At 63.1% G+C, this 23,342-nt stretch carries 31 protein-coding genes; 21 read left to right on the top strand and 10 right to left on the bottom strand.

Annotation, left to right across the window (positions count from 1 at the left end; translation table 11 throughout):
* Positions 1–6 precede the first annotated feature (6 nt).
* Positions 7–342, bottom strand: coding sequence for an ABC transporter permease (locus FKB36_RS07950; protein ID WP_074370554.1), 336 nt, complete (start codon positions 340–342; stop codon positions 7–9).
* Positions 343–389: 47 nt separating this feature from the next.
* On the opposite strand from FKB36_RS07950, the gene larB reads away from it, so the two are divergent.
* From larB to FKB36_RS07930, 4 genes are all read left to right on the top strand, one after another.
* Positions 390–1,163: a nickel pincer cofactor biosynthesis protein LarB gene (gene larB / locus FKB36_RS07945; protein ID WP_261597525.1), complete on the top strand. Its 774-nt coding sequence runs from the start codon at positions 390–392 to the stop codon at positions 1,161–1,163.
* A complete protein-coding gene (locus FKB36_RS07940; RefSeq protein ID WP_261597524.1) occupies positions 1,160–1,666 on the top strand; it encodes a nicotinamide-nucleotide adenylyltransferase in 507 nt (168 codons plus the stop codon). Before larB ends, FKB36_RS07940 begins: the two co-directional genes overlap by 4 nt.
* 44 nt (positions 1,667–1,710) lie before the next feature.
* On the top strand, positions 1,711–2,997 hold the full coding sequence (locus tag FKB36_RS07935; RefSeq protein ID WP_261597523.1) for a hypothetical protein: 1,287 nt from the start codon (positions 1,711–1,713) through the stop codon (positions 2,995–2,997).
* A gap of 67 nt (positions 2,998–3,064) precedes the next feature.
* On the top strand, positions 3,065–3,907 hold the full coding sequence (locus tag FKB36_RS07930) for a hypothetical protein (RefSeq protein ID WP_261597522.1): 843 nt from the start codon (positions 3,065–3,067) through the stop codon (positions 3,905–3,907).
* Between the two features lie 598 nt (positions 3,908–4,505).
* Here the strand turns inward: FKB36_RS07930 and FKB36_RS07925 are convergent.
* Together FKB36_RS07925 and FKB36_RS07920 are read right to left on the bottom strand one after the other, a co-directional pair.
* Complete coding sequence (locus tag FKB36_RS07925; RefSeq protein WP_261597521.1) at positions 4,506–4,826, bottom strand: hypothetical protein; 321 nt, start codon at positions 4,824–4,826, stop codon at positions 4,506–4,508.
* A 119-nt stretch (positions 4,827–4,945) separates the two neighbouring features.
* Positions 4,946–6,115 (bottom strand): redox-regulated ATPase YchF, encoded by a 1,170-nt coding sequence (locus tag FKB36_RS07920; protein ID WP_261597520.1) that lies wholly within the window; start codon positions 6,113–6,115, stop codon positions 4,946–4,948.
* A gap of 154 nt (positions 6,116–6,269) precedes the next feature.
* Here FKB36_RS07920 and FKB36_RS07915 point away from each other — a divergent pair, with 154 nt between their 5' ends.
* From FKB36_RS07915 to FKB36_RS07905, 3 genes are all read left to right on the top strand, one after another.
* Positions 6,270–6,860, top strand: coding sequence for a pyruvate kinase alpha/beta domain-containing protein (locus FKB36_RS07915; protein ID WP_261597519.1), 591 nt, complete (start codon positions 6,270–6,272; stop codon positions 6,858–6,860).
* 2 nt (positions 6,861–6,862) lie between these two features.
* On the top strand, positions 6,863–7,690 hold the full coding sequence (locus FKB36_RS07910; RefSeq protein ID WP_261597518.1) for a DUF7847 domain-containing protein: 828 nt from the start codon (positions 6,863–6,865) through the stop codon (positions 7,688–7,690).
* 161 nt (positions 7,691–7,851) lie between these two features.
* Complete coding sequence (locus tag FKB36_RS07905; protein WP_261597517.1) at positions 7,852–8,310, top strand: phosphopantetheine adenylyltransferase; 459 nt, start codon at positions 7,852–7,854, stop codon at positions 8,308–8,310.
* Here FKB36_RS07905 and pyrI read toward each other — a convergent pair.
* Both pyrI and pyrB read right to left on the bottom strand, forming a co-directional pair.
* Positions 8,303–8,770, bottom strand: a complete 468-nt coding sequence (pyrI, locus tag FKB36_RS07900; RefSeq protein WP_261597516.1) for an aspartate carbamoyltransferase regulatory subunit — start codon at positions 8,768–8,770, stop codon at positions 8,303–8,305. The genes FKB36_RS07905 and pyrI overlap by 8 nt on opposite strands.
* Positions 8,767–9,663 (bottom strand): aspartate carbamoyltransferase, encoded by an 897-nt coding sequence (pyrB, locus tag FKB36_RS07895; RefSeq protein WP_261597515.1) that lies wholly within the window; start codon positions 9,661–9,663, stop codon positions 8,767–8,769. Before pyrB ends, pyrI begins: the two co-directional genes overlap by 4 nt.
* Positions 9,664–9,845: 182 nt before the next feature.
* On the opposite strand from pyrB, the gene FKB36_RS07890 reads away from it, so the two are divergent.
* Together FKB36_RS07890 and FKB36_RS07885 are read left to right on the top strand one after the other, a co-directional pair.
* On the top strand, positions 9,846–10,031 hold the full coding sequence (locus tag FKB36_RS07890; RefSeq protein WP_221056742.1) for a hypothetical protein: 186 nt from the start codon (positions 9,846–9,848) through the stop codon (positions 10,029–10,031).
* 308 nt (positions 10,032–10,339) lie between these two features.
* On the top strand, positions 10,340–10,633 hold the full coding sequence (locus tag FKB36_RS07885; RefSeq protein WP_261597549.1) for a hypothetical protein: 294 nt from the start codon (positions 10,340–10,342) through the stop codon (positions 10,631–10,633).
* Positions 10,634–10,682: 49 nt separating this feature from the next.
* On the opposite strand, the gene FKB36_RS07880 is transcribed toward FKB36_RS07885, so the two are convergent.
* The 4 genes from FKB36_RS07880 to FKB36_RS07865 are packed head-to-tail and all read right to left on the bottom strand — an operon-like array spanning position 10,683 to position 13,567.
* Positions 10,683–11,408 (bottom strand): methyltransferase domain-containing protein, encoded by a 726-nt coding sequence (locus FKB36_RS07880; RefSeq protein WP_261597514.1) that lies wholly within the window; start codon positions 11,406–11,408, stop codon positions 10,683–10,685.
* Positions 11,405–11,746, bottom strand: a complete 342-nt coding sequence (locus FKB36_RS07875; protein ID WP_261597513.1) for a nascent polypeptide-associated complex protein — start codon at positions 11,744–11,746, stop codon at positions 11,405–11,407. The genes FKB36_RS07880 and FKB36_RS07875 overlap by 4 nt, the downstream gene beginning before the upstream one ends.
* Positions 11,743–12,228, bottom strand: coding sequence for a PUA domain-containing protein (locus FKB36_RS07870; protein ID WP_261597512.1), 486 nt, complete (start codon positions 12,226–12,228; stop codon positions 11,743–11,745). The genes FKB36_RS07875 and FKB36_RS07870 overlap by 4 nt, the downstream gene beginning before the upstream one ends.
* Complete coding sequence (locus FKB36_RS07865) at positions 12,170–13,567, bottom strand: DHH family phosphoesterase (protein ID WP_261597511.1); 1,398 nt, start codon at positions 13,565–13,567, stop codon at positions 12,170–12,172. Before FKB36_RS07865 ends, FKB36_RS07870 begins: the two co-directional genes overlap by 59 nt.
* Positions 13,568–14,263: 696 nt before the next feature.
* Here FKB36_RS07865 and FKB36_RS07860 point away from each other — a divergent pair.
* The 12 genes from FKB36_RS07860 to FKB36_RS07805 all read left to right on the top strand — a co-directional run bounded on the left by FKB36_RS07860 (position 14,264) and on the right by FKB36_RS07805 (position 21,516).
* Positions 14,264–15,667 (top strand): NAD(P)H-hydrate dehydratase, encoded by a 1,404-nt coding sequence (locus FKB36_RS07860; RefSeq protein ID WP_261597510.1) that lies wholly within the window; start codon positions 14,264–14,266, stop codon positions 15,665–15,667.
* A gap of 52 nt (positions 15,668–15,719) precedes the next feature.
* Positions 15,720–16,214 (top strand): cyclic pyranopterin monophosphate synthase MoaC, encoded by a 495-nt coding sequence (gene moaC / locus FKB36_RS07855; RefSeq protein WP_261597509.1) that lies wholly within the window; start codon positions 15,720–15,722, stop codon positions 16,212–16,214.
* A 485-nt stretch (positions 16,215–16,699) separates the two neighbouring features.
* Positions 16,700–17,290, top strand: coding sequence for a 50S ribosomal protein L15e (locus FKB36_RS07850; RefSeq protein WP_261597508.1), 591 nt, complete (start codon positions 16,700–16,702; stop codon positions 17,288–17,290).
* Positions 17,291–17,320: 30 nt separating this feature from the next.
* Positions 17,321–17,965, top strand: a complete 645-nt coding sequence (locus FKB36_RS07845) for an RNase P subunit p30 family protein (protein ID WP_261597507.1) — start codon at positions 17,321–17,323, stop codon at positions 17,963–17,965.
* Positions 17,962–18,444 (top strand): Rpp14/Pop5 family protein, encoded by a 483-nt coding sequence (locus tag FKB36_RS07840; RefSeq protein WP_261597506.1) that lies wholly within the window; start codon positions 17,962–17,964, stop codon positions 18,442–18,444. Before FKB36_RS07845 ends, FKB36_RS07840 begins: the two co-directional genes overlap by 4 nt.
* Entirely contained in the window at positions 18,444–19,166 is a 723-nt protein-coding gene (psmA, locus tag FKB36_RS07835; RefSeq protein WP_261597505.1) for an archaeal proteasome endopeptidase complex subunit alpha, read from the top strand. The genes FKB36_RS07840 and psmA overlap by 1 nt, the downstream gene beginning before the upstream one ends.
* Positions 19,167–19,177: 11 nt before the next feature.
* Positions 19,178–19,879: a ribosome assembly factor SBDS gene (locus FKB36_RS07830; protein WP_261597504.1), complete on the top strand. Its 702-nt coding sequence runs from the start codon at positions 19,178–19,180 to the stop codon at positions 19,877–19,879.
* 55 nt (positions 19,880–19,934) lie between these two features.
* Positions 19,935–20,225 (top strand): 50S ribosomal protein L37ae, encoded by a 291-nt coding sequence (locus tag FKB36_RS07825; RefSeq protein WP_261597503.1) that lies wholly within the window; start codon positions 19,935–19,937, stop codon positions 20,223–20,225.
* 6 nt (positions 20,226–20,231) lie between these two features.
* Complete coding sequence (locus tag FKB36_RS07820; protein WP_011844513.1) at positions 20,232–20,363, top strand: DNA-directed RNA polymerase subunit P; 132 nt, start codon at positions 20,232–20,234, stop codon at positions 20,361–20,363.
* On the top strand, positions 20,360–20,764 hold the full coding sequence (locus FKB36_RS07815; protein WP_261597502.1) for a hypothetical protein: 405 nt from the start codon (positions 20,360–20,362) through the stop codon (positions 20,762–20,764). The genes FKB36_RS07820 and FKB36_RS07815 overlap by 4 nt, the downstream gene beginning before the upstream one ends.
* Positions 20,761–21,006 carry a KEOPS complex subunit Pcc1 gene (locus FKB36_RS07810; RefSeq protein WP_261597501.1) on the top strand — a complete coding sequence of 82 codons (246 nt, stop codon included), beginning with the start codon at positions 20,761–20,763 and terminating at the stop codon, positions 21,004–21,006. Before FKB36_RS07815 ends, FKB36_RS07810 begins: the two co-directional genes overlap by 4 nt.
* A gap of 144 nt (positions 21,007–21,150) precedes the next feature.
* Positions 21,151–21,516, top strand: coding sequence for a prefoldin subunit beta (locus FKB36_RS07805; protein WP_074370618.1), 366 nt, complete (start codon positions 21,151–21,153; stop codon positions 21,514–21,516).
* Between the two features lie 205 nt (positions 21,517–21,721).
* Here the strand turns inward: FKB36_RS07805 and FKB36_RS07800 are convergent, their stop codons facing one another.
* On the bottom strand, positions 21,722–23,260 hold the full coding sequence (locus FKB36_RS07800; protein ID WP_261597548.1) for a 2-isopropylmalate synthase: 1,539 nt from the start codon (positions 23,258–23,260) through the stop codon (positions 21,722–21,724).
* Positions 23,261–23,342: the final 82 nt, after the last annotated feature.

The raw sequence follows: 23,342 nt of genomic DNA, 5'->3' as shown, positions 1-23,342 counted from the left end.
CCTGAATTAAAGTCTCTTGCGCGAACCCTTATCATTTATGCGCTCTGCGCTGCCGAAGAACCGCTCGCGGGCACCCTCGCCGTGCAGCCAGACGTTCTCCCTCTCGACCCGGCCCTGGAGGTAGAGCGCAAGGAGGACCAGCCCGAGGCCGAGGTACTCCCACGCTTCGGCGTATGCGGTCACGAAGAAGCCCAGCAGAGCGAGCGCCGTGTAGGGAACCCCGAGGTACCCCGCCTTCCGGTAGCCGGATAGGCCGGTGCGGTAGAATATCCGCAGGTCGCGGAGCCAGAGGAAGATGGTGACGGCAACGCCGAACCCTGCGACGTAGGCAAGATAGGACATGAGATGAAGTAATATTATACTTCCACCCCTATTTTTGTTATCGAACTATGCTGCCGAATGCCACCATCAGGGACATCCTCCGGATGTATCGTAACGGCGAGGTATCTGAGGACGAGGCGGCGGGCGCCCTCGAAGGGCTCCGCATCGAGGTTATCGACGGCATGGCCCGGATCGATACCGGGAGGAGCGTCCGTTGCGGGATGCCCGAGGTGGTGCTCGCCGAGGGGAAGGAGCCGGAGATGTTCGCCGATATCATGCTCGCGCAGGTGAAGGCTGCCGGAAGGTGCGTCGGAACAAGGGTCTCGCCGGCGCACCTCGACGCTCTCCGTGCCCGGCTGCCGCCGGACGTCCGGATGGAGCACCGGGAGGCGGCACGGGGCGTCATCCTCTCGACGGAGGATCGGCCGGCTCCCCGGCGCGGAACCGTCGCCATCCTCACGGCGGGAACGTCTGATGTCCCCGTCGCCGAGGAGGCGAGGCTGATCGCCGAGGAGATGGGATGCGAGGTCAGGACGGCCTATGACGTCGGGGTGGCGGGGATCCACCGCCTTTTTTCGGCACTGAAAGACCTGATCCCGGCCGACGTCTTCATCGTGGCCGCCGGGCGGGAGGGGACGCTCCCCGCGATCGTCGCGGGGCTCGTCGACCGCCCGGTGATCGGCGTCCCGGTGAGCACCGGCTACGGTTACATGGGCGGCGGCGAGGCGGCGCTTGCGAGCATGCTCCAGGCGTGCTCGGTGCTTGCGGTGGTGAACATCGATGCGGGGTTCACGGCAGGCGCGTTTGCCGCGCAGGTCGCGCACGGGGGCGACCGGGAATGAGCCGGGGGTTCTACATCGGGCGGTTCCAGCCCTACCACAACGGGCACCAGTCGGTGCTGGAACGGATAGCCTGCACCGCCGACGAGATCGTCATCGGCGTGGGGAGCGCCCAGGTCTCCCATACCGTGGCGAACCCCTTCACGGCGGGGGAGCGGGTGCTGATGCTGACCCGGTCGCTCGCCGACCTCGACTGCCCGTTCTACGTCATCCCGATCGAGGACGTCCAGCGCAACGCCCTCTGGGTCGCCCACGTCCGCTCGATGACCCCGCCGTTCGATACCGTCTACTCAAGCAACCCCCTCGTTGTGCAGCTCTTCATCGAGGCCGGGGTGAACGTCCGGTCGCCCGAGATGCACGAGCGGCTGACACATTCGGGGACGGTCATCCGGCAACGGATACTCGACGGCGAGCCCTGGGAGCACCTGGTCCCTCCTGCCGTGGTGGACGTCATCCACGAGATCCACGGTGTGGAACGGCTGCAACGGATCGCGGGGAGCGACTGACGGGCGGAACCCTGATGAGTACACCCGTCCAAATCGGATGAATCATGTTCAAGCAACTGCGAGACCTCTTCCGGCGACCCGAACCGGAGGAGGAGAGCCTGAAACTCTCGTTTGACGACCTTCCTGCGTGGCTCGACGCCCGCGATGAGGAGATCGAGCGCGAACTCTCCGGTGCGACGGACCCGCCGCGCGAGGGGATCCGGAGCGCCCTCGATCATCTCAGGGAGGCGATCGCCGGGATGGAGAGGGCGGAGGGGAACGAAGAGGTTCACCCCCGACTCCGCGACATCTCGAAAAAGGCGCTTCCGGGGTTCACGAAGTCTATGGGGCAGATCCTCTCCCACGAGCCAACTGGTGACCCTGAAGCGTTCTACGCGACCGCCGCCGAGATCCTGAAGGGCTCGCTCAAGGCGCTGAAGGGGCAGGGGAAGTACCTCTCCTCCGTCTACCCGGACGAGATGAAGGAGGTGCGTGCAGCCGTCAAAGACCTGGGGCGTGAGGTCAACACGATGACCGAGGCGATCGGCCGGGCGCGCGCCGACCGGCAGCGGGTGGAGGGCGTCCGGGAGTCGCACGCGTCCATCGCCCGGATCCGCGAGGAGTATGCCGCCGTTGACGGCGATCTCCGGGATTATCAGGCGGCGGGCGCGGAGGCGGAGAGCGCGATCCAGAAGGCAGAAGAGGAACTTGCCGCCCTCAAACAGCGCCCGGACTATGCCCGCAAGCAGGAGATCGAGGAGAGGATCCGGGCGCTCGCCGCCACGGAGAGGGAGGCCGGAAGGGAGATGGCGGCTCTCCTGACTACCGCTGCCCATCTCTTGCGCAAGGCCGGGAAGGTGGCAGAGAAGGCGGGGGACCGCGCGGCGGCCGCATCGATCGACCGGGCGCTCGACGCGTATGCGGACGATGGAAAAGACCCGGTCGACCCGACCGAAGCGGCGATGCCGGTCGTTCTCGCCATGATCGGGCGGGAGGAGCTCCCCCTCAAGAACCAGGACGAACTCCGCCTCTTCTCCGACGCCGGGACCCTGCCTGCCGCGATGAAGCGGGCGCTGGAGCAGCAGCACGACTGCAGGACGAAGCGGGCGGCAGAGGAGGAGGCCCGGGCCGCGCTCCCGGCGGTGGTCGAGGAGCAGCGCCTTGAGGCCGTGCTCCCGGGACTGCGCCGGGAGGCCGAGGCGAAGGCTGCGGCGAAGACACGAGCAAAGAGCCAGCGGGAGGCGTTGCAGGCCTCGTATGCCGCAGAGCGCGAGAATCTCCGGTCACGCACGGCTGCCCTCGCCGGTCGGGACGTGGAGATCGGGGTACCCGATCTTCCCACCGATTGGTGAGACGCCGCGTCCGCCGGGGGAAACGCTGTTTACTCTTCCCGCATAACTATGATACAAGGGCGATCGATTGACGAACACCACCACACCACCCGGAACAGAGTCACGCCTCTGGATAGCGGTTCCCGCGGTCTCATTTTTGGGGATCGGGATTGGACTGCTGCTTGCATCTCTCGAGTTTCCCTATGCCGTCTGGATAAACGCAGGTGTCGCAGGATGCGTCATCGCCTCGTTCATCCTCTTCTACCAGGCTTACCAGAAACCCCGGCGGGATCTCGTCTCGCTCTTCACGCCGCTCTTCGCGCTTCTCATCCTGGTCATACCCAACGAGATCAGTTCGGGCGGCGTGGTTGTGCAGGTAGTCTTCGCGGCAACGATCACCTTCCTTGCAGTCCGGGTAGAGAAAGTGTTTAACGCGCCGAAACCACAGGAGAAGACAATGAAGCAGATGCTCAACGAATATATCGAACGGGTCGGCCCGCTTCTCGCCCGGATAGATGAGGAGACCGGTCATCTGGTCGCACAATCCCTGCTGACGTATAAGTTCGGGCTTTACTCGAACGCGATGGAGAAGAGCACGGAGGCGCTTGCCCGACTCGACGCGATCACCCCGCGCCCCGTTCTGCTGGAGCGTGCGCTCCTGATCCTCAGGGAGCGTGCCGGCGGTTTCGCCGATTCACGGGTGACGACGAATCCCGAGCATGTCTTCGCGGAGGAGGACTACGACGATCTCGCCGTCCGTCTCACAAAGGACCAGGTTGACGACCCGACTGTTCTCGACCTCGACAACGCGCTGATCCTGCTCTACGTCGTCGGGATCGAGACCTCCCCCGACGACGAGCAGGCGCTGGAGGAGCACCAGCGGTTCATCATCCAGATCCTGGAAGGGTATAAAGAGAAGCTGGCCCGATGAGCGGACTGACCCGGGGGGTTTCTCCTCCGCGGTCTCAGTACGGTAGCGGTGCCTACAGTCGCCGGGGCGGTATATGTCACGAGCATATCCTGGAGCGAACCGGGACTCTGCTCCTTTTTGGGTTTCTATTCTGTAAGGGTCTTCCTGTAATTCCCACTCCTGTCTCTACCGTGTAAGACCTTCCGGTAGCCCCCACCCCACCCGCGCTTCGCGCTCCTCCCCCGCCCCCCGGGGCGGGGGCAGTCATGGCGATTGCCGGTGGAAAGCCGTGCACGGTTCTTCCCCCGAGTCTCCCCCAAACTGTGGGTCGTGGGGGTATCGCCATTCCCCACGAAAGCCGTAACCTCCAGAACGAGCCGAGAAACTAAACTCCCTCTACATCTCCCCCGGACGGTGAACCGTGGGATTATCGGCATTTTCTCTCCGCCCTCTCGATAGAGCAAAACGCGTCCTTCGCGGCTTCGCGCGAGACCCTGAATGAAATTGCCGCTAAGGACGGAATAACCGGGGATCACTAAAACGAGAGCAAATATCGAGAAAACCCCGGGTAATCAAGAGACCTCGGGGGTAGCCGAATGGCTGTTCCCGAAAAAAAGTATCAGAGTGAGTCCAGGCTGATCCCGGTGAACTCGTCGGCGACCGCATTGATGTCTTTGACCCCGAACGCGGTCTGGACGGTGCCGAGTTCGAGGTCGCGCGCCACGTCGCACATATAATCGATGATATCGACCGAGAGTTCCCGCTTCTGTTTGGACTTGCGGAGCTGGTCCACGAGGAACGTCATCCTCTCGGGGGACTCCATGCGGAGCTTGGCGAGGCTCATCACGCACATGTAGATCCGGGTCAGGTTCCTGTCCGTTCCGGTGATGGTGTCGAAGAAGTTCCGGAGGACCTGCGCCTGATAGACCTCGCCGCTCATGATGATCGAATATTTCTCAAGGTCATATAAATGCCTGCCGATCTGCACTGGTTCGCGGGAGGCGTCGGTTCGCTCCCCGGGGCGCGGAGGAGAGGCGTCCCGCCTCCCCGTGCCCCCGGTTACTTTCGGACGCTGACGATCTTGATGATGTCGCCGTTCTTCAGTTCCTGGGTGTCCTTGATCCGCATCCCGGTCTTTGCGTCGATGGCATACAGGAACCCTTCGCCGATATCGGTGTGAACCTGGAAGGCGAGGTCGCGGGGGGTCGACCCGCGCTTCATGAGGAACGCGTCGGGGAGAACCCTCCCCTTGCCGTCGGTGAGTTTGTGCTCGTCCTCGACCGGGAAGACGACGATCCGGTCGAGGAGGTCGAAGACCGCGGCGTCCAGCGCCTTCTGAACGCCGGTGCCGTCGAACTTCTGCATGAACTCCGCGACCTTCGCGAGCCCGGCACGCTGCGCGGCGCTGAGGTTCGCTCCCGGACTCTCGGTGAAACTCCCATCGCCGGGGAGATAGCGGATGAACTTCCCCTCTGCGGCCATCCGAAGCACAAGTTCGCCTGCAGCGCTTGCAAAGACGACATCGTGATTTCTGAGCCGCTCAAGGCACTCCGGCGGCGCCTGGTCGGCCTTGTTCCCGACGATCAGCATCGGCTTGCTGATCGCCATCAACTCCCGGCAGAACCGGACCAGGTCTTCCTCCCCTGCCGTCCGGAGTTCGATCTTGACCGCCCCGGTGGCGTCGCGGACGTGCTCGTAGGCGATCCCGAGACCGGCAAAGACCTCGGCGACCGCCGCCTCGAGCGAGAAGTCCCTCGCCTGAGCCTGCCGCAGGAGTTTCGCCCAGTTCCGCGAGAGGATGCCGTACATCCACATCGACATCTCGTACTGGAGGAACTCGATATCCTTTACGGGGTCGCGCGAGCCGATATCGATCGGGTTCCCCTCGGCATCCGTCGCCCCGCTGGCATCGACGACCTGGATGATGGCGTCCGCCTGCCGGAGGTTGTCGAGGAACTGGTTGCCGAGCCCCCGCCCGAGGTGCGCCTCGGGGACGAGCCCCGCCACATCGATCAGCCCGACCGGGATGAACCTGACCCCGTCCCGGCAGTTCTCGCACGGAACCTGCATCTCCCGGCACGGGCAGGCTGTCCGGACGTACGCGACGCCGTGGTTTGCGTCGATGGTCGTGAACGGGTAATTGGCGATCTCAACCTGGGCAAGGGTCGCCGCCCTGAAAAACGTCGATTTTCCACAGTTTGGTTTTCCTGCAATGGCGAGTGTAATCATGAGAACTCCTGCCGCGCCGTTAGGCTGAGAGTAGTGTTGGGCTATCCACCATTATATCACCTTCTTTCCCCGGCATAGCGGCCCTGGCCGTCCCGTTGCAGCCCCCACCACTTGGTATGGGAGGTTCAATTAGGAGCAGCGACAACATGATTGCATGAGTTTCGTAACCCGGAATACCTACTACTTCGATGCGCCGGGCGTAGAGAACACCCGCGACGCCGCCCGGTTCGCCGTCGAGCGGGCGCGGGAACTCAGCCTCAAAAAGATCGTCGTCGCGAGCAGCAGCGGCCGGACGGCGCTTGCCTTCCGGGACGCTATGGCGGGGAGCGACCTCGAACTGATCGTCGTCACCCACGCGGTCGGGTTCTCGAAACCCGGCGAGTGGGAGTTCTCGCCGGAGGCGGCCGAGACGCTCCGGGCGGGAGGTGCGAAGATCGTCACCGGCACGCACGCGCTCTCCGGGCTCGAGCGGGCGATATCCCGTTCATCGAGACTCGGCGGGAGTTCCCGCACGGAAGCGATCGCCGAGGCCCTGCGACGGACGATTGCGATCGGCCTGAAGGTCGCGGTGGAGTGCGTCCTCATCGCGGCCGACCAGGGCGCGGTCGGGGTCGATGAAGAGGTGGTCGCGGTCGGAGGCACCGCGACCGGGGCCGATACCGTCTGCGTCATCCGTCCCGCGCATACCGCAACGTTCTTCGACCTGCAGGTGCGCGAGATCGTCGCCATGCCGAGGAACCGGTGAGCATGACGCTCGAATCGATCACCGGTGCTGCCGGGCTCCTCCGGCAGCACCCAATCCTCTGGCTGATCGGGGGTGTCATGGGCGTTCTCGCGGTTCTCAACCTCGTCATCCCCCTCTACGGCGGGGCGTTCTACACGCAGCCCCTGGCACTCCTGCAGGTTCTCGTGATGCCGTTTCTGGTCGGCGGCGTCTACGGCACGATCCGCGCGGAGAACTTCTCCGTCGGTGCGTTCGTAGAGTCGGGGAAGACCTACTACTTCCGGATACTCCTCCCGTCACTGGTCATCTTCTTCGCAATCATCCTGACCCTCATCCTGCTCGCGATACCGCTCGCGTTCATCAGCGCCGGAGCCGCCGCAACCGTGACCCCGCTCCTCTTCGGGGTCATCCTCTCGATCGCCTTCTTCACGTTCTTCTACGACGCCGTGGCGGTCTTTGAAGAGACGGGCGTCTTTGAGTCGATCCGGCGGAGCGTCGAGTTCGTCATGAACAACATCGGCAGCGTTCTCGTCTTCTATCTGGTGAACATCGTGGCCTTTGCAGCGCTCGGGTTTTTCGGCCTCTTTGCCTGGACGGCACTCCTCGTGGAGAAACTCGAACCGCTCACCACCATGAGCCCCGAAGAACTCCAGGCAGTGATGCCGGAGGACCTCCTCGCGCTCATCGGGACGGAAGGGATATGGATCACCGCGATCGTCTATGCTGTCGTGATCGTGCTCTTCTCGGTCTTCCTCTATGCCTACAAGGCGAGTTTCTTCAAGAACCATGCAGGAGCTCCGCAGGTGCAGCAGGGAGAGTACGACGAGAAGGGGCGCTGGTACAAGTATTGACGCGGTCGGAGAGGCTCTCTCCCTTTTGCCGTGCCCGGCGAGTATCGCGAACCGTGGCGACCGGAGATGGCGCCCCTCCCGGCGCTCATGCTCCGGTTCTGACGAACCCGCACTCACCACCGATCACTACCCATAAAACCCCTCGCGGCTAACGCCTCTGGATGAAAGTGATGGTCGGGGGGACGTTCGATCCCCTGCATGCCGGGCACCGGAAACTCCTCTCCCGCTCCTTCGAACTCGCCGGGCCCGATGGAGAGGTGATCATCGGATTGACGACCGATGAGTTTGCCGGTGCAAAGGTGCATCCCGTCCACACCTACGAAAAACGGCTTGAGAACATCACGTTATTTATTCGCGAACACGGCTACACCGCGACGTGGACGGTCATACCGCTCACCGACCGCTACGGGACCGCTCTCGACGCGGACTTCGAGATCCTGGTAGTCTCCGAGGAGACCTTCCCGGTCGCCGTTGAGATCAACGAACTCCGGCGCGAGCGGGGGAAGAGAAAAGTAGATCTCCACGAGATCTCGTGCGTTCTCGCCGAAGACGGCCGGCGGATCTCAAGCACCCGGATCTACCGGGGGGAGATCGACCGGCACGGACGCCTGATCAGATGATGTGGTTTGCGATATCGTCCTTGATCAGCCAGTCGCAGTAGAGGCAGTGCAGGCCCTTGTCGAGCACCTCGAACGTGCTCGCGACAGGCTCGTTCGTGTTCGTGATGCAACCGGGGTTCGGGCACCTGACCACGCCCCTGAGGACCTCCGGGATCTCCACGCCCTTCTTCTCCACGACCTTGTAGTCCCGGATGATGTTGATCTTCGCATGCGGCGCAAGCAGGGCGATCCGGTCGACCTCCTCCGCGCGGAGTTCCCGGTTCTCGACCTTGACGATATCCTTCGTCCCCATCCATTCACTCTTGACGTTCGTCGCGATGCTCAGGCATTCCCGGGTCGACCCGGTGATCCCGAGGATCCGAAGCACGTTCAGCGCCTCGCCGGCGGTGATATGGTCGATGACGGTGCCGTTCTTGATGGGGCTGATGATCAGCCCTCCCGACGGGTCTTTCCTGCTCATTTCATCACCTCGTGGAGGAGCGCCATCCTGACGGGAACACCGTTCCTCGCCTGCTCGAAGTAGCGCGCGTACGGCGTGCAGTCCACCGCCGGATCGATCTCTCCCGCGCGCGGGAGCGGGTGGAGGATCATCAGCCGCTCTTTCACGTCGTCGAGCAGGTCGGTCGTGATCCGGTAACTGGACGCGACGTCGTAGTAGGATGCCGAGTCCGGGAACCGTTCGCGCTGGATCCTCGTGACGTAGAGGACGTCGAGTTCCCGGATCGCCTCCTCGACGCTCGGGTGCTCGATGACCTCCATACCGCGCTCCCGGAGTTCAAGGGTGATGTTCGCCGGCATCTCGAGCCCTCCGGGTGCGACCGTGTGCAGCGTGACGTCGTAGAGAGAGAGGGCGAGCGCGAGCGAGTGCGCCGTCCTGCCGTAGCGGAGATCCCCTAAAAGCCCGACGTCGATCCCGTCGATCGGCATCGACTGCCTGATGGTGTAGAGGTCGAGCAGCGTCTGGCTTGGGTGCTGCCCCGCGCCGTCGCCGGCGTTGATGACCGGCACCGAGGTGAACTCGCTCGCGAGCCGCGCCGCCCCTTCCTTTGGGTGGCGGAGCACGACGGCGTCCACGTAACTGCTGATCACCCGGATGGTGTCTGCGAGCGTCTCTCCCTTGACGATGGAACTCGCCTCTACGGAATCGACACTGATCGACTTCCCGCCGAGCCGGCCCATGGCCGCCGCAAACGACATCCTCGTTCTGGTGCTGGGCTCGAAGAAAAGAAGCGCCAGGAGTTTGTCGTCAAGCAGTCCGGGCCGGTAATTGCCGGTGTCGAACTCCTGCGCCCGGTCAAGCAGGTGATCGAGATCACTCCTCTCAAAATCGCGAATAGAGATAATGTGGTACATCGTGCGGCTACCTTCCGGGGCATCTGATCCGGCACAGGAACCCGGATTGTTCCGCCCCCTTCCTCTCCTGCATAATGGTTCGCCGCGCACCCACTAATACCTTTTTTTGGTGCGTGGGTCTACCCCCATGACAACCTTTCTCATCTCCGCCCGCCTCATACTACCATCTGGAGCTGGAGCACATGTCTGAGGAGAATGTAGAGTACGCGCCTGAGGTCTGCTGCCACTGCGAGGGGGCCGGGTGCATGTACTGCAACAAAAAAGGCACGGTGATGGTGCCGCAGCCATCGCAGAGGTGCAGGCACTGCGATGGGGACTGCTGCATCTACTGCGGCTATACCGGGTGGGAACACCCGCTGAAGGAATGAGACCCCCTATCTGGCAGGGTTCGTTGGCGGCATGATAATGGGGCCTCCTCCGCATGGGGGTGGATATGGCGCCCCTTCGTCAGGATCACGTTCATCCCCCGCAATGTACCCTGCCGGAGGTGGGTTAACATGACCACGTCGTACGCTGCAGGGACTGGGCGCTCGCCCTCCCGTAACCCTGCAACAGTCGATCAACCACCTTTCTCGTCTGTTCACGAACTGCTTCAAGGGTCTTGGCCGAAGCCCGGATCCCATGGTGGGTAATGGTATTATAAAGCACGATAGTGTTCTGGGGTGTGGTGAGAACCATGATGTTTGTGGCTACTCTCGTACATCCGCCTGAACTCTGTCTTGCAAGGAAGGAATTCGCTCCTGAAGTCAGGCTCTGGATCGATGGAATGGAGGATTCAGCGAAAAAATTGGGCATAAAGGTTCACGGAGCGTATTCCTGTCCAACTGAGCATGCGTTCTACTTTATACTCGAATCAGATGATTACAAATCCATTACCGCATTCTTCTCAGGCGTAATGCTTACCAATAATAACGGACGAATATCCCCGGTAAATCCCATCAAAGTGTCCGCTGAAATTCTTATCAAGTGAAGCGGGTGCTCCTGTTTGGAAAAAAACGAATTTTATTTTTTACCTGCTTTCACTTCCTTGCGACCGTGATGTAGCCGCTGTGGCCGACCCTGGTCGATGGCCGGGTCCCCCGAGCGGAGCGCGTCAGTTCCCGTTCCATGCACTCGTAGCAGTGAACGTCGCGGAAGAGCGGCGCTGCGGCATCGAGCGCGACGAACGTGTGCTCGAGGAACGGCGTGTAGCAGGAGAGATAGCCGCCGGGCGAGAGGAGCGAGAAGGCGTGCTCCATGTGTGCCGGGGTTATCGTGAGGTCGAGATGGACGACGTCGAACTCGCCGGTCGCGTCAAGCATATCGGCAGCGACCACCTCGACGTTGTCGAGGCGGGCGTTCTTGATGTTCTTCTCGGCGATCCGGGCGAACTCCGGTCGCACCTCGTAGGTCTTCACGCTCCGGGCGATGCTCCCGAAGTAGATCGCGGCGACGCCGCTCCCGGTTCCGGCGTCGAGGACATGGTCGTCGCGGTTCATCCCCGTGTAGGCGATCACCATGCCGATGTCCTTGGGGAGCATGGGCGCTCCGCTCCGTTTTGCGTGGACGAAGAAGTCGGTCGGCCGGGGGCGCAGCACCGTGAACGGGATATCGAGGTGAGTCCGGATCTCGCCTCCCGGGTTCATGCCCACGAGCGCCGCAAGATCGATCATCCCCCGGTCGGTGGAGAACTTTCCTTCGCCCGCCGTCACGAAGTGCTCGCGGTCCTCACCGACGAGCAGGAGGCGTTCGCCCGTCTCGATCATTGCTGCGCGAGTTTCAGGATCGCTTCGGCGATATCGCCGCGGGTCTCGACGAGCGCCGCCCGCGCGGCCTCCTCGGTTGCCCCGGTCTGCGATGCGACGAGGGCGACGTCGTCGTCGGGGATCTCCGGGACGGCCTCCTCGAACCGGGCATCCCCGGTGATCTGGTAGGAGGTGGTCCCCTGCATGGTGGTCGCGACGACCTGGGCATCGTCAAAGACGTAGTTTCCCGCGGGCGTGTAGATGACGACCCTCTCGACGCCCTCGATCTCCTCCATCTCCATGCCCATCTGCTTCATCATCTGCTTCATCTTCTTCGGGTTTATCTTTCCAGGCATCATGTGGATCCTCTTCCTTGCCGTACTTTTACCGCTACACCGTAATTAAATGCCAGCATCTCCCGCCCGGAGAGCAGCGCCGCCCCGGTGGCGAGGAGGACGTCGTCCGCCGTCACCACCAGCACCTCGTCGCCGGGGCGGATACCCTCGTCGGCAGTGACGACGTGTTTTGCCATCGCGTTCTTCCCGTCCGCGACGAAGGGCGCCACGTCTTCCTGCACCACGACCCGGTAGGCCGGGGGGGCGAGATGGGCGCGAAGGCGCATCGCTGCGGCTATCCCGAGGGTCAGGCGGCCGTCCTGCGCCCTGACCGTCGCGAGCCTCTCCTTTCCGAGGCGCACCTGGCGGATGCGCCCGGTCGTGGAGAACTGGAAGGCGCAGTCGTCGGGGAAGACCGCGGCTCCGGCCCCGGCACCGAACTGGAAGTCAGCAATCGTCCGTATCCGCTTGAGCGAACTGTCGTTTGAGTATTCGGTTGACACCATCAACAAACACCTCTTCTGTATCGTGGGGAATGAATGCTCCGGCAGCGATCCGGTGCCCGCCGCCTGCGCCGCCGACCTCTGCCGCCGCCTCGACGAGCGCCTCCTGAAGGTCGACTCCGCGGGCGATCGCCCACTCGTTCGTCCGCATCGAGACCTTCGTCATCTCCGGTTCGTCCACCATCGCGGAGAGCACCATCATGGGTTTCTTCCAGTTCAGTTTGGAAAGCGCCATCCCCGCCCCGATCCCGACGATGGTGTCGGGGAACCGGTCGCCGGTGTGGATGTACTGGAGGTGCGAGAGTTCGGTGACGCCGGCTTCAAGGATGTACTGGAGCAGGTCGCGGATGACTGTCCGGTGGTGGGCGAGCATCTGCTCAGCGTCGCGGTAGGCCTCCCCCCGTTCCCCGTGGCAGATGCTGCTCCCTGTCCGAGGTTTCGCCCACCGGCCGCAGGCGTTTAAGAGGGTGGCGTACTCGGAGGCGTTCCGCAGCGGCGTGCGCTCCGGCTCGTCGGGGAATATGTAGGTCTCGGCGAGGAGGCGGTCGGTATCCCGCCCGTAGGCGATGAGTTGCTGGACGAGGGCGCTGATGATCGTGCGCCGGTCGTCGAACGGGAGCTCTTCCCAGACGAGCCACCCTCCCCGCGGGTTCTTCAGTTCGACGCCGAGTCTCTCAAGGAACCGGAGTGCGGCGTTCGTGTTGTTCGAGATCCCGTCGATGTAGGGGTCGTCGCAGTAGCCGAGGCAGGTGTGGATCGGGCGGGTGGATGTCCCGTAGCAGTTCAGGTCGTGGTCCCGCACGAGGATGTTGCCGTATTCCACCCCGTCGGAGACGATCTCGCGTGCCGGGCCGACCAGCCCGCAGTTCTCGCGGGCCATCATGTCCCCGACGTTCCCGATGACGGCGAGTTTGGCGAGGTCGATGTTTGTGGAATCGATCGCCTTCGCGACCATGTAGGCGACGCCGGCGGCGCTCATCCGGGTGATGCCGTGATCGAGGGTGTTCACCTGGGGGTAGAGCGTGCCGCAGGGCTGGCCGACATGGTGGTCGAGAATCAGGACCTCGTCGGCAGAAAGGCCGTGTTCCTCAAGAAGGTTCTGCTGACCTGCCCCGAGGTCGGCGAAGAGTTTCAGGGAGCCGTCCTTTGGGACGTGACGCATTGCCATCGGCTCGAGCTGGCGGACGAAGACGGACGTGACGGGGATACCCTCGCGGGCGAGCGCCTGCGCGAGGATCGCTTCCGTGCTGATGCCGTCGGCGTCGATGTGGGAGACGACCGTCACCGACTCCGCTTCATTGATGATATCCGCCGCTCTTTGCAGATCGTTCTCGAGGCTCATCTCCATAGTAGTGCGTCGTGGAATGTCAATAAGGCATGGGGGTGTGGTGAGGGCGAAGGTTTGGGGAGGTCGGCGAAATGGAGAACTGGAGCAGGAGTGGCTTGAGTCTTCAAACGACGGACTATGTAACCCGCACCCACTGGTGCTTACATTCCTCCCGGTTGCACATGCCCTTACACGGATTCCCCCCGGATATCGCCACTGGGGGAGGGGCTGACGGGGAGGGGGGAGCATCCCCCCTCCCCTGTCTCTACCCGGTAAGGCTCTTCCTGCGACCCCCACCCCGCCCGGCCTCCGGCCTCCTCCCCCGCCCCAAAGGGCGGGGGCAGTGCGTGGCGATAGGCGATGGTTCGTTACGCAACTAATCGGAGGCCGGGAGCGTGGGCACCGTGAGGTGCGAAGAATCGGAGCCGGAGAAGACCTGAGGTCCTGGACTGGCAGCTGGCCGAAGGTACGACGTTCTAAGGGAATGCGACTGTCCTACGGGCAGGAACTCGAATACCAAAGGTGCGACTTCCACGGAAAATCCGCGTGAGGCACGTGCGGTCGAGAACAATCCTGGCACCCGTGGCTGCTCGTCTGTCGACGCCGCTTTGAACCAACAGCCTTCCCGGCGCATCCCCGGTCAGAAACTAAAACTATCTAAGAAAGAAACGCCATAGCACCGATCAGGCAACGCTCCTGGAGGGGCGGGACATGACGACAGAGGATATGCGGGAGTTTCTGGAGACCGGCGTTATCGACGCCGGCCGGATGAGAGCGATCGAGGGGAACGCCGTGGCGCTCGGTTACCCGTCGCTTCTGATGATGGAGAGCGCCGGGCGGGCGGTCGCAGACACCGTCCTCGCCCGAGGTCCTTCCCGGGTCCTCGTCCTCTGCGGGAGGGGAAACAACGGCGGCGACGGGATGGTGGTGGCCCGCTACCTCCAGCACCTCGATGCGGTCGACGTTGTCTACCCCGACTGCGGCACGACGACCCCCTCGGCCGCCGCACAGCTTGCCCTTCTCCGACACTGCTCAGTCGCCCTCCACCCCGTCCGGTGCGCCGCAGACGTCGAGGCGCTCTCCCGCCTCTTTGAAGAGGCAGACGTCATCATCGACGCGATGCTCGGCACCGGGGCGGCGGGCGCGGTGCGGGAGCCGTTTGTAACCCTCGTCGCCCGTGCAAACGCGAGCGGCGCGCCGGTCGTCGCCGTCGACATCCCCACCCCCGGGATCCGCGCGAGCCGGATCGTATCCTTCCACCGGCCGAAGGTGGAGGGCGCGGCCGTCGCGGATATCGGCATCCCGCTCGAGGCTGAGATATTCACCGGCCCGGGAGACCTCACGCTCATCCCGTCGCGGGCTGAGGGGGCTCATAAGGGCGCCGGCGGCGAGGTGCTCGTCGTCGGGGGCGGGCCCTACCAGGGGGCGCCCTACATCGCGGCGATGGGAGCGCTCCGCGCCGGGGCCGACATCGTGCGGGTGGCTTCGCCTGCGTACATCCCCATGCCCGACCTGATCTACGAGCGCCTGGAAGGAAAGGCGATCACCGTCGACCACCTGGAGACAATACTCCGGCTCGTCGACCGTGCGGACACTGTCGTCTGCGGGATGGGCCTCGGGAAGGAGAGCCACGACGTCGTCCTCGCCGTCGCGGAGGCGGCACAGAAGGCGGTCTTCGATGCCGATGCGCTCGCCCTGCCCCTTCCGGCGGCGAAGGAGACGATCTATACCCCGCATGCAGGCGAGTTCGCGCGGATGACCGGTGCGGAGCCCCCGGTGGATCTCACTCTCCGCGGCCGGTCCGTGAAGGCCGCGGCGACTACCGGGACCATCCTCCTCAAGGGCCCGGTCGACGTCGTATCGGACGGCTCAAGGGTCAGGTTCAACCGGACCGGCACCCCCGCCATGACCGTCGGGGGGACGGGCGACCTCCTGGCCGGCATCGCCGGCGCGCTCTTCTGCCATCTCCCCGCGTTTGAGGCTGCCTCCCTCGCCGCGTACGTCAGCGGCAGGGCCGGCATGCTCGCCGCGGAGGAGCGGGGAAACGGCATGCTCGCGACCGATATGCCTGAGCGCATCCCGGAGATCCTCTTTTGCCACCCCGCGCCGGACTGACCCGCCATACGTCGCCTTCTTTTATTCCCAGAGAGAAGTTCTCCTGATACACATGAGCGAGTCCGGCGAACACGGCAAGGCCCCGGTCTTCACCCACATCGAGAACGACCGCGCACAGATGGTGGACATCTCGGGAAAGACCGAGGTCGTCCGGGAAGCGGTTGCGAGCGGCAGGATCTACCTTCGGAGCGAGACGCTCCGCGCCATCCGGGAAGGAACCACGGTCAAAGGCAACGTGCTCGCGACCGCACGGGTGGCGGCGACCCTCGCGGTGAAGGATACGCCGCGCCTCATCCCCATGTGCCACCCCATACCGCTCGCGGGCATCACGATCGACTTCGAGGAGGGCGACGGCTACATCGAGGCGACCGCCCGCGTCAAGTCCTACGGGAGGACCGGCGTCGAGATGGAAGCGCTCACCGGCGTCTCCGCCGCCCTTCTCACCGTCTGGGATATGGTCAAATCGGCCGAGAAGGACGAGAACGGACAGTATCCGGTCACCCGGATGGATGCCATCCGCGTCGTGGAGAAGCGCAAGGGCGTGTAGTGCGCTACGGGATCGATCTTCCCACATGCCCTTCGTGTGAAGGATCCGGCATCTTATCCCGATGTTTTGCCTCACGCGAAGCCGCGAAGAACGGTTGGGTGTTGGGGACTTCCTTGAGAAGCTATCAGGCTTCTCAAACTCCGGTTCTGCGAACCTTCGGTCTTCTCAAGTTCCGTTCCTACGGAACGTCGCACCCTGCGGGAACGTTATCCTTCGCGGCTTCGCGCTCTTCGCGTGAGGCTGTATCGTTATCTGCACCTGTTTGCTCACGCGAAGCCGCGAAGATCGCGAAGATCGGTTATCCGAGAGCGCCTCCCCTTCGCGGCTTCGCGCTCTTCGCGTGATGCCACAGTATACCGGAGCCCCGGTGGGCGCGGGACCCCGGGGGAATCCTTTATCTACGCTCCCGTCAACCTGTTAGGAACCACGGGATACGTCCCGGAAAGGAATGTGGCGGAAACGCTGAACCTGAGGTGATTTGAAAGATGGCAAAGTCGATGTATGCCTACGTACGCGAGGCATGGAAGCGGCCTGACAGGTCGGAAGTGAAAGGTCTCCTCTGGGAGCGCCTCCAGGTCTGGCGGCGCGAGGGGAGTATCGTGCGCGTTGAGCACCCGACCCGGATCGACCGGGCCCGGTCGCTCGGATACAAGGCCAAGCAGGGGATCGTCGTCGTGCGGGTCAAGGTCCGCCGCGGCGGCCGGAGGAAGCCGCGGTACATCCGCGGGCGCAGGACGGCACGCATGGGCATGCGCCGGTTGACCCCGGCAAAGAGCCTGCAGCGCATGGCCGAAGAGCGCGCATCCCGCAAGTTCCCGAACATGGAGGCCCTGAATTCCTACTGGGTCGGTGAGGACGGACGCTCCAAGTGGTTCGAGGTCATCATGGTCGACGGGCACCACCCGTCGATCAAGAGCGACCGCAACCTCGCGTGGATCGCAAACCCGGTCCACCGGGGCCGGGCGGAGCGCGGCAAGACCTCCGCAGGCCTGAAGGGTCGCGGGATGCAGACGCGCGGGCGGGGAACCGAGAAGACGCGCCCGAGCATCCGTTCCCATGCGAACCGCGGCAAATAAATACTTCTTTTTTTATACGGCCTACCCACGATGAAGATCACAGATGCCGGTTTGCATCCCTATCCTGCCGGCGACTCGACGGTTGCGCGAATGGCGCTCGAAGCGGCAGAACTCGGGTTCGATAGCGCCGTCGTTATCGGAGGCGCCGCGCATCGACCTCCCGGCATCGAGGTCCTCCAGGGGGCCGTGATCAGCGCCGCGTCCGTAAAAGAGGTCCTGAAGAGGGTGCGCGATCCCGCCGTCCGACGGGCCGATCTCGTCTACGTCGACGCCGGGGAGATCGCCTTTAACCGTGCGATCGTCTCGATCAAAGAGGTGAACGTCGTCAGGAGCATTCATGCCACCCGGAGGAACGCCTTCGACCACGTCGCCGCACGGACGGCGGCAGAGCGGGATGTGGCGGTGAACATATCGATGGCTCCCATCATCCACCTCCGCGGGACGAAGCGTCAGAGAGCGCTGCAGCGATATGCGGACATCCTCTCGCTGCAGCGGCGATACGGCTTTCCCCTGACGATCTCGTCGGATGCCCGCTCGATACTCGGGCAGCGATCGGTTCGCGAGACCCGCGGCCTCTGCGCACTCTTCGGCATGACGGGTGCGGAAGTGACCGAAGCGCTCTCATCTGTTGGCCGGATCCTCGAACCGCACCGGCCCGTGAAGGTGGTCGAATGAGGCCGAGACCGCCGGCGATGCGGACGAAGCGGCGCTACGTCCTGGCGCGGATCCTCCCCTCCGGGGTGGAGCTGGACCAGAAACAGGTGTATCTCTCGGTCATCGAGGCCGTGACCTCGCTTCTTGGCGATGCGGCCGCCGGTCTTGCCCAGCCCGCGGTGGTCTTCTGCGAGGGGGGCTACGTCGTCGTCCGGTGTCGGCGGGGGACCGAGAAGGATATCGCCGTCGCGCTGGCAACGGTCACCGCGGTCGCCGATGAACGGATCGCGCTCCGGACAGTCGCCACCTCGGGTACGATCCACGCACTGCGGCGCCGGATGAAGCCGGTTCGGCAGCTCTCGGGGGACGGGGAAGTGAAGATCGGGGAAACTTATTTCGCGGTCTATCGCTACCCGCGTCAAAAGGTTGATTTGGTTGAAAAAGGTATTAAGCATCAGAAGTCATTGTTTTTCACCGAAGCCGATTTGGAGGAACGATAATGCAACCACAATATCAGATGGGATATGACCGGGCAATCACAGTATTCAGCCCGGACGGAAGGCTTTACCAGGTCGAGTACGCCAGAGAAGCGGTGAAACGAGGCACGACAGCCGTTGGAATCAAGTGCAGCGAAGGTGTCGTGCTGATCGTCGATAAGAGGGTGACGTCCCGTCTCCTTGAACCGGTCTCCATCGAGAAGATCTTCAAGATCGACACGCATCTCGGCGTTGCGTCCTCCGGCCTCGTCGGCGATGCGCGGTCCCTCGTGGACCGGGCGCGGGTCGAGTCCCAGATCAACCGGGTCTCCTACAACGAGCCGATCAACGTCGAGATCCTCGCGAAGAAACTCTGCGACCATATGCAGACCTACACCCAGTTCGGCGGTGCCCGCCCCTACGGGACCGCTCTCCTGATCGCAGGAGTCAGCGACGGGGAGGCCCGGCTCTTCGAGACGGATCCGAGCGGCACGCTGCTCGAGTACAAGGCGACCGGCATCGGGACCGGCCGGCCTGCCGTCATGAAGGTCTTCGAGGACGAGTACCAGGAGGATGCGGACTTCGCCGGCGCCATCGGGCTCGGGATCAAGGCCCTGCACGCCGCGACGGAGGGCAAACTCGACGTGGGTGCGATCGAGATCGGCCTCGTCTCAATCGAGACCCGGGAGTTCCGAAAGCTGGAGAGGGACGAGGTAAAGACCTACGTCGACCAGTTCGAAGAGTGAGCGTCATCCGTATGATTCCTCTCGACCAGGCAGTAGTGGCGCGGCTTGAGAGCCACGGAGAACGGTTCGAGGTCCTCGTCGACCCCAACCAGGCCATGCGCATCCGGCAGGGCGAGGAGATTGATCTGGAGGATGTCGTCGCCGCCGACTCCATCTTCTCGAACGCCGCCCATGCCGAACGGGCCTCCGAAGAGAGCCTCGTGAAGGTCTTCAAGACGACCGAGTTCGAGGAGGCGGCACTCCGGATCATCCGGAAAGGCGAGATCCATCTCACGTCGGAACAGCGCCGCCACCTCACCGCGGAGAAGCGCAATAGGGTCGTCACGTTCATCGCGAGGAACGCCGTCAACCCACAGACCGGGTTCCCTCACCCGCCGCAGCGCATCGAGCTTGCGATGGAAGAGGCGAGGGTGAACATCGACCCCTTCAAGTCCGTCGAGGAGCAGGTCAAAGAAGTGGTCAAGGCGCTCCGCCCGCTCCTCCCCATCCGGTTCGAGGAGATCCGGGTCGCCGTGAAGGTCCCGGCGGATTATGCCGCGAGGGCATACGAGATCACGACCGCGGGAACGCTCGAGCGGGATGAGTGGCAGAAGGACGGATCCTGGATTGCAGTCGTTAGAATCCCGGCGGGCGTCCAGGAAGAGTTCTACGACCTGGTGAACAAGGTTTCCCGGGGGAATGCGGAGACCCGGATCGTCGAACGGGTGTCGTGATTAACTATATTAATCGACAGCACAAAAATTAGAGGACATACAAGAGGTACGCGAAATGGCAAGTCGCAAACAGAGTGCAAAGGGCAAGGTCGTAGGAAGTTCCGGGCGTTTCGGCCCCAGGTATGGCCGGTTTATCCGGAAGAGAGTCAACCAGATCGAGACGGTCTCCCGCGCGACCCATGCGTGCCCCCGCTGCGACCAGGCAGCGGTCAAGCGTGAGGGAACGGGTATCTGGGCGTGCCGCAAATGCGGATTCAAGTTCGCCGGTGGCAGTTACGTCCCGGAGACCCCGGCGATGCGCGTCGCCGCGCGGAGCATCGAGCGGTCTCTGCAGAGGGAGGGTTAATCGGTCGTGGCTGCCTATAAGTGCGCTCGCTGTAAACAAAAAGTGGAGATCGACGTCAATATACGCTGCCCCTACTGTGGGCACCGCATCCTCTTCAAGGAACGCGGAGCTGGAATAAAAGATCTGAAGGCTCGATGACGGTCGTCACGACGTCGCGTAAACCGGCTCCTGAGGTGCGCACCCTTGCGCGGGATCTGGCGTTCTCGATCGGCGCCGAATACCTCACCCGCGGCAAAGCGGGCATGGGCGACCTCTTCTCCTTCGAGGGGCCGGTTCTGATCGTCTCGAAATCCGGCCCTTTTTTTCTGATTCAGATGTATGACGGCGGGGAGCCGGCGGCAGAGATCCGGGTCCGGTCGTTTGCCGTCGAGGAGCGAGCCGGTGCGATCGCCCGCGGACTCTTTGTCTCGGATCGCTTCGTGTATGAGGCGCTCAAGGATCACGTCGATGTCGCGTTTGCCGGGGAGTCCCTTACGGGAAACCGGATCGTCTTTGACGGGACGCAACGGAGACGCTACACCCTGAAGGTGACCCCGTGACGCATACTGCGGTCTTCCGGTTTGCGACCCCCGATGCCCATGCCCTCTACCTCTCCGTCTGCCAGGAGATGGGCGACGTGGGCGGCCGGTCGTCCGTCCGGGTCGAACTCGCGGGCGACGATCTGCTCGTCCTCGATGTGAATGCCGCCGATATACCCGCGCTCAGGGCGGCCCTGAACACCTGGCTGCGGCTGATAACCATAGCGGTCGAGATGCGGGAACTTGCCGTCCCGTCAGGATGATGGGGAACCCCTCTTCTCTGAACCCTCACCTTTAATGAGTTCTGCGTCCCTATCATGTAGAGAAAGGGCAGAGGGTCGGGAAGGCCGCTGCCCGCCACCTGAAATACTGTTACCGATCTTCGTCAATTCCAGGAGTAGATGAATATGGAAAACATCCCGCCAAAAGTGCAGAACCAGCTGGCGATGCTTCAGCAGATGCAGCAGCAGCTCCAGACCGTGGTATCGCAGAAAGCACAGTACGAACTAACGGTCCGCGAAGCCCGGCGCGCGGTCGAGGACCTGGCCGACGTCCCCGAGGATGCGGCGGTCTTCATGAACGTCGGCAGCGTCATGATGCAGAAGAGCAAGGAGCAGGTGCTTGCTTCCCTGAACGAGCGCATCGAGACGCTCGACCTCCGCGTCAAGTCGCTTGAGAAGCAGGAGAAGGCGCTGCAGGGCAGGTTCGAGCAGTTGTCTGCGCAGATCAGGGGAGCGCTGGAAGGAAAACAGCAGCCTCCCGGCCCCATCTGATCCGTCACCTTTTTTTGAAAAAGGGCTTTGTTGAAATTCTCTCTCCGACTCACGCGAAGCCGCGAAGGAGGATGTCGATGCCCATCCAGTCTTCGCGCGAGGCCACATTACCGATGATTCGACTTTGGTGATGTATGGATAATCGGGAGGCCTCTATGGGTAACCGGGCTTATCCGGAGGTAGATCTGAAAAAGGGGTGAGGTCTTCATTCCTCACGGTCGAGTTTGTGCGTCCGGCAGACGAGGTTGATCGCGTTGATCACCGCCTCGACCGATGCGAGGATGATGTCGTCGCTCGATGCGCTGGCATCGAAGACCCGGCCTCGCTCGTCCTCGACGGCGATCGTGACGTGGCCGAGAGCATCGGTGCCCCCCGAGATCGCCTCGATGCTGAACTCTTTTAAGTGGACCGGGGCCGGGATGATCCCGAGGATCGCCCGCACGGCCGCGTCCACCGGGCCGTTGCCGACGCTCGAGAAGATGTGCTCGACCCCGTCGACGGTCGCCCTGACGCTTGCCGTCGGGATGGCATGGTTGCCGGTCATGATGGCGACGTCCTGGAGTTCCAGGGTCTTCTCGTCGGGTGCGATCTGCATGACGCTCTCCGCGATCTCATAGAGGTCGGCGTCCGTCACCCGCTTACCCCTGCCAGCGATCTCCTTCACCCGGAGGACGATCTCGTCGATCTGTTCGTCGGCAGGCTCCATGTGCACTTCGGCGAGCATCTGCTTGACCGCATGCCTCCCGGCGTGTTTGCCGAGTTTCAGCCTGCGCCGGTGCCCGACCATCTCCGGCGTCATGATTCCGGGTTCGAACGTGTCCGACCGGGTGATGACGCCGTGGGAGTGGATCCCGCTCTCGTGGGCGAAGGCGTTCTCGCCGACGATCGGCTGGATGGCCGGGACGCTCATCCCCGCGTAGCGGGAGACGAGCCTTGAAGTCTCGACGAGGCTCTGCGTCCGGATGCCGGTATCGATACCGTAGATGGACGAGAGCACCATCACCGTCTGCGCGAGGTCGGCGTTGCCTGCCCGCTCGCCGATGCCGTTCACCGTCACCTGCACCTGGGAGGCGCCGCCCTCGACCGCTGCGATGGTGTTTGCCACCGCAAGCCCGAAGTCGTTGTGGCAGTGGACGTCGATCGGGCAGTTCACCTCGCGGTCGATCCGCTCGATGAGGCGCTTCATCGCCGTCGGGGTGATCACGCCGACCGTGTCGGGCACGTTGATGATCGTCGCTCCGGCGTCCACCGCAACACGGTATACCTCTATCAGGTAGTCCCAGTCGGTCCTAGTCGCGTCCATCGCGGAGAACATGCACCGGCCGACGTGATCGCGCGCATACGCGATGATATCGCCGGTGGTCTCGAGGACCTGTTCGCGGGTCTTTCTGATGGTGTACTCGCGCTGGACGTCGGAGGTCGGGATGAAGACGTGGACCATGTCGACGCCGCAGTCGATGCACGCATCAACGTCGGCCCGGAGCGACCGCGCAAGGCCGCAGACCTGTGCGGAGAGCCCGAGATTCGTGATGGCCCGGACTATATCGCGTTCGGCATCCGAGGATGCGGGAAAGCCCGCTTCGATGGCGTGGACCCCTATTCCGGAGAGCTGTTCAGCAATACCGAGCTTCTCTTCGAGCGTGAACGAGATACCCGGTGTTTGTTCACCGTCGCGCAGCGTGGTGTCGAAAACAGTGACGTTTTTGTTCGCACGGCTATCGGTGAAGAAGACAGTACGCTTCAGCGTTCCTGCGTGCTTCAGCGTTTGTAGGGTTCATACATACTCGTTATTCGAGGTTGTATATAAAGAATAATGCCCGTATCCC

The sequence above is a fragment of the Methanoculleus formosensis genome (assembly GCF_025384765.1).
Classification (GTDB): domain Archaea; phylum Halobacteriota; class Methanomicrobia; order Methanomicrobiales; family Methanoculleaceae; genus Methanoculleus; species Methanoculleus formosensis.
Note: the sequence above shows the minus strand (reverse complement) of the source record. Positions and strands in the feature narration are given on the sequence as shown.

Excerpts from the sequence above, each read along its gene's own strand:
- FKB36_RS07825 (WP_261597503.1), top strand. The coding sequence starts at position 19,935 with ATGGCAAGTCGCAAACAGAGTGCAAAGGGCAAGGTCGTAGGAAGTTCC.
- FKB36_RS07875 (WP_261597513.1), bottom strand. The coding sequence starts at position 11,746 with ATGATGCCTGGAAAGATAAACCCGAAGAAGATGAAGCAGATGATGAAG.
- moaC (WP_261597509.1), top strand. The coding sequence starts at position 15,720 with ATGAGCGAGTCCGGCGAACACGGCAAGGCCCCGGTCTTCACCCACATC.
- FKB36_RS07865 (WP_261597511.1), bottom strand. The coding sequence starts at position 13,567 with ATGAGCCTCGAGAACGATCTGCAAAGAGCGGCGGATATCATCAATGAA.
- FKB36_RS07920 (WP_261597520.1), bottom strand. The coding sequence starts at position 6,115 with ATGATTACACTCGCCATTGCAGGAAAACCAAACTGTGGAAAATCGACG.
- FKB36_RS07880 (WP_261597514.1), bottom strand. The coding sequence starts at position 11,408 with ATGATCGAGACGGGCGAACGCCTCCTGCTCGTCGGTGAGGACCGCGAG.
- FKB36_RS07870 (WP_261597512.1), bottom strand. The coding sequence starts at position 12,228 with ATGGTGTCAACCGAATACTCAAACGACAGTTCGCTCAAGCGGATACGG.
- FKB36_RS07805 (WP_074370618.1), top strand. The coding sequence starts at position 21,151 with ATGGAAAACATCCCGCCAAAAGTGCAGAACCAGCTGGCGATGCTTCAG.
- psmA (WP_261597505.1), top strand. The coding sequence starts at position 18,444 with ATGCAACCACAATATCAGATGGGATATGACCGGGCAATCACAGTATTC.
- pyrB (WP_261597515.1), bottom strand. The coding sequence starts at position 9,663 with ATGTACCACATTATCTCTATTCGCGATTTTGAGAGGAGTGATCTCGAT.
- FKB36_RS07830 (WP_261597504.1), top strand. The coding sequence starts at position 19,178 with ATGATTCCTCTCGACCAGGCAGTAGTGGCGCGGCTTGAGAGCCACGGA.
- FKB36_RS07860 (WP_261597510.1), top strand. The coding sequence starts at position 14,264 with ATGACGACAGAGGATATGCGGGAGTTTCTGGAGACCGGCGTTATCGAC.
- FKB36_RS07850 (WP_261597508.1), top strand. The coding sequence starts at position 16,700 with ATGGCAAAGTCGATGTATGCCTACGTACGCGAGGCATGGAAGCGGCCT.
- FKB36_RS07950 (WP_074370554.1), bottom strand. The coding sequence starts at position 342 with ATGTCCTATCTTGCCTACGTCGCAGGGTTCGGCGTTGCCGTCACCATC.
- FKB36_RS07840 (WP_261597506.1), top strand. The coding sequence starts at position 17,962 with ATGAGGCCGAGACCGCCGGCGATGCGGACGAAGCGGCGCTACGTCCTG.
- pyrI (WP_261597516.1), bottom strand. The coding sequence starts at position 8,770 with ATGAGCAGGAAAGACCCGTCGGGAGGGCTGATCATCAGCCCCATCAAG.
- FKB36_RS07915 (WP_261597519.1), top strand. The coding sequence starts at position 6,270 with ATGAGTTTCGTAACCCGGAATACCTACTACTTCGATGCGCCGGGCGTA.
- FKB36_RS07905 (WP_261597517.1), top strand. The coding sequence starts at position 7,852 with ATGAAAGTGATGGTCGGGGGGACGTTCGATCCCCTGCATGCCGGGCAC.
- FKB36_RS07940 (WP_261597524.1), top strand. The coding sequence starts at position 1,160 with ATGAGCCGGGGGTTCTACATCGGGCGGTTCCAGCCCTACCACAACGGG.
- FKB36_RS07910 (WP_261597518.1), top strand. The coding sequence starts at position 6,863 with ATGACGCTCGAATCGATCACCGGTGCTGCCGGGCTCCTCCGGCAGCAC.
- FKB36_RS07935 (WP_261597523.1), top strand. The coding sequence starts at position 1,711 with ATGTTCAAGCAACTGCGAGACCTCTTCCGGCGACCCGAACCGGAGGAG.
- FKB36_RS07885 (WP_261597549.1), top strand. The coding sequence starts at position 10,340 with ATGATGTTTGTGGCTACTCTCGTACATCCGCCTGAACTCTGTCTTGCA.
- FKB36_RS07815 (WP_261597502.1), top strand. The coding sequence starts at position 20,360 with ATGACGGTCGTCACGACGTCGCGTAAACCGGCTCCTGAGGTGCGCACC.
- FKB36_RS07890 (WP_221056742.1), top strand. The coding sequence starts at position 9,846 with ATGTCTGAGGAGAATGTAGAGTACGCGCCTGAGGTCTGCTGCCACTGC.
- FKB36_RS07845 (WP_261597507.1), top strand. The coding sequence starts at position 17,321 with ATGAAGATCACAGATGCCGGTTTGCATCCCTATCCTGCCGGCGACTCG.
- larB (WP_261597525.1), top strand. The coding sequence starts at position 390 with ATGCTGCCGAATGCCACCATCAGGGACATCCTCCGGATGTATCGTAAC.
- FKB36_RS07925 (WP_261597521.1), bottom strand. The coding sequence starts at position 4,826 with ATGAGCGGCGAGGTCTATCAGGCGCAGGTCCTCCGGAACTTCTTCGAC.